This is a genomic window from Campylobacter sp. IFREMER_LSEM_CL1097 (assembly GCF_025772225.1).
In the GTDB taxonomy this organism is placed as follows: domain Bacteria; phylum Campylobacterota; class Campylobacteria; order Campylobacterales; family Campylobacteraceae; genus Campylobacter_D; species Campylobacter_D lari_D.
In genome coordinates this window covers 1-1,855 of the sequence record NZ_JAKMRT010000041.1, presented here as the reverse complement: position 1 = coordinate 1,855, position 1,855 = coordinate 1, and the positions used below count along the sequence as shown (strand labels likewise).

Genomic DNA, 1,855 nt, shown 5'->3' with positions numbered 1-1,855 from the left:
AAGATCAAATTTATGAAGATCATATTGCATATTTAAAAGATGAATTTTTTAAAATCGAGCTATATCAAAGATTGCGTTTTTTTGCTAAAAGCTCTCAAAGTAAGAATATTAAAAAAGATATAGCTATATTTGAAGCATATATTAAAGAGCGTTTAAAAAAGAGTAAAATTTCTAATGTTTTGGCAGATATTTTTAAAGAGTATGCTTTAAACGATAAAGAATGTTTGATATTTATTAGTTTATTAAAAGAAGAGTATTTGCTAAATACTGAAAATTCTTATAGTAGAGATTTTAATTTTTTACTTCATTTAATTAGCGAAGATGATGTTCAAAAACAAGAAAACAAAGTCTTACTAGAAGAAGATTCTAAGCTACTTAGTTCAAATCTTTTAGAATATGATGAATTTGTTAATTCTTTGGGTGATATAACTAAGATTTTTTATTTAAGTGATGATATTTTACAAAGAATTATTAATTTTAAAGAACCAAAGAAGAATAAAAAAATTAAACTTCAAAATTTAGTTAAAGAACAAGATATTTTTGAGCTAATTGAGCCAAATATTAATATAGATGATGTTATTATGCCCCAAAGCACTAAAGATCTATTGGAAAGTATATTAAAACAACAAGATAAAAAGGTTTTGGAAAGATTAAATAAATGGGGTATAAAAACAAATAAAAACATAGAAGCTAAGATAATTTTCTATGGTCCTGCTGGCACGGGTAAGACTATGAGTGCGCTAAGTATGGCAAAAGCTATGAAAAAATCTATTTTGAGTTTTGATTGTTCTAAAATTTTAAGCAAATATGTGGGCGAGAGTGAACAAAATGTAAGAAAAATTTTTGATACTTATAAAGAGCTTTGTCAAACAAGCAAACAAAGTCCTATTTTGCTTTTAAATGAAGCTGATCAATTTTTAAGTACTAGGGTAGAAAGTAGTGGCGGTGCTGATAAAATGCACAATCAAATGCAAAATATTTTTCTAGAACAAATTGAGCGTTTTAGTGGAGTTATCATAGCTACGACTAATTTTTTAGAAAGTTTAGATGTGGCTTTTTCAAGAAGATTTGAGTATAAAATAGAATTTAAAAAGCCAAATTACGAACAACGCTTGATGATATGGCAAAAAGCTTTACCTAAAAATGCTAAATTTGATGATAATTTTGATTTAAAAAACCTTGCTTTGTATGAGCTAAGTGGAGCTCAAATTGCTATGGTAGTTAAAAATACAGCTTTGAAAGCAGCTATTTCTAAGGACGGTGTTTTTAAAATGAGTGATTTTTTACATACAATAGAAAAAGAAATAGAATCTTCATTTGATAAAAATAAAATAGTTGGTTTTAAAAATTAAATTCACATAAATTTCACAAGCAGTTAATATCATTTTTTACTTTTATTTAAAGGAGAAAAAATGAAAATAAAATTAATGTTAGCTAGTTTAGTTTGTGCAAGTTCTATGTTTGCAGATATGGTTGTAAGTCCAAATGCTCTACCTCAAAAAGCTCAAGAGTTTTTAAACACTCATTTTAAAGGTGTAAATGTAGGTTATGTAAAACAAGATGTAGATTCTTATGAAGTAAATTTAGTCGATGGGACCGAAATTGACTTTATCATCAATGGAGACTGGAAAGAAGTTGATGGTAAATACAAAAGCATTCCAACAGGATTTATCCCAAAAGAAATTATTGCAAAAGTACAAGCAGTACAACCAAATGCAGCTATTGTAGAAGTAGATAAAAAAATAAATGGCTATAAATTTAGAACAAATAATATGATGGAAATTTATACAGATTTTAAAGGTAATATTTTAGGCCAAAAATTCGACGATTAATAATCACCAACCCCAGCTTAGCA

General features: G+C 26.8%; 2 protein-coding genes. Both read left to right on the top strand.

Going from position 1 to position 1,855, the window contains the following annotated elements:
* The coding region (locus L8W64_RS08795) for an ATP-binding protein (RefSeq protein ID WP_263673540.1) at nucleotides 1-1,352 on the top strand (1,352 nt) is incomplete at its 5' end.
* A gap of 60 nt (nucleotides 1,353-1,412) precedes the next feature.
* A complete protein-coding gene (locus L8W64_RS08790; protein ID WP_220566934.1) occupies nucleotides 1,413-1,832 on the top strand; it encodes a PepSY-like domain-containing protein in 420 nt (139 codons plus the stop codon).
* Nucleotides 1,833-1,855: the final 23 nt, after the last annotated feature.